The sequence below is a fragment of the Asanoa siamensis genome, from assembly GCF_016862555.1.
Taxonomy (GTDB): Bacteria; Actinomycetota; Actinomycetes; order Mycobacteriales; family Micromonosporaceae; genus Asanoa; species Asanoa siamensis.
The window spans coordinates 1-1,105 of sequence record NZ_BONE01000202.1; the positions used below are offsets into that span (position 1 = coordinate 1).

Genomic DNA, 1,105 nt, shown 5'->3' on the forward strand with positions numbered 1-1,105 from the left:
TGTGCTGCCCAACCAGGTTGGTTAGGCGGGTGATGGGTGGTTGGCCGCCGATCGCGGTGTGGGGTCGGTGGTGATTGTAGAAGTGCAGCCATCGGGGTAGGGCTGCGCGGCGGTGGCGTTCGGTGGGGTAGAACCGGTCGATGGCCCAGGCGTTGAGGGTGCGGTGGAACCGCTCGATCTTGCCGTTGGTTTGCGGTCGGTAGGGGCGGGTCTTCTTGACCGTGACACCGAGCTCGGCGCAGGTTTGGTGCCAGAGACGGGATCGGTAGGCCGAGCCGTTGTCAGACAGGACCCGGTGGACGCGGACCCCGCGGGCGGCGAACCAGGCCACCGCGCGGGTCAGGACCGCGGCGGCGGTTACGGCGGTCTCGTCGTTGTGGATTTCGGCGTAGGCGACTCGGGAGTGGTCGTCGATGACGGTGTGGACGTGCGCGGTGCCCATTTTCGGGTTGCGGTAGGCGCTGCGGGGTTTGCCGGCGGTGGCGGCGCGGTGTCGCTTGCCTTGGGCGCGTCCGACGTAACGCCAGCCGCCGCCGTCGGGGATGTTGCCGAGTTTCTTGACGTCGACGTGGATCAGGGCGCCCGGGGTGTCGTGTTCGTAGCGGCGGATGGGTTCGCCGGTGCGCCGGTCGATGTGGGATAGGCGGTTGATCCGGGCCCGGACGAGCACGGCGTGCACGGTCGAGGCGGGCATGGACAGACGGGCCGCGATCGCGACTGGGCCGAGGCGGTGCCGCCACCGCAGGTACACGATCTTGCGGACCTGGGGGCGGCTGGTCCGGTTCGGGATGCGGTGTGGGCGACTGGACCGGTCCTGCATACCGGCGGCACCCATCTGCAGGTAGCGGTCCACCCACCGTTTCGCGGTGCGGTAGGAGACGTCGTACCGGCGGGCTGCGGCTGAGACCGTCCAGCCGTCATCGACGACCAGACGGGCGAGTTTGAGGCGTGCTTTCGGGGTCAGGGCTGCGTTAGCGTGGGCCACGAGGCCTCCAGTCATGTGAAGCGGTTCTTCGACAGCTCCACTTCACGACCGGAGGCCTCACCCGTTCAAGACTTAGATCGTCTCGTCACACAACCTTGACCAACCTCCCTGGACAGCACA

1 protein-coding gene is annotated in these 1,105 nt (G+C 67.9%); it reads right to left on the reverse strand.

All coding sequences use genetic code 11. The annotated features are described in order from the left end of the window. On the reverse strand, positions 1 to 985 hold a 985-nt coding region (locus Asi02nite_RS41250; RefSeq protein WP_203719481.1), incomplete at its 3' end, for an IS481 family transposase. Positions 986 to 1,105: the final 120 nt, after the last annotated feature.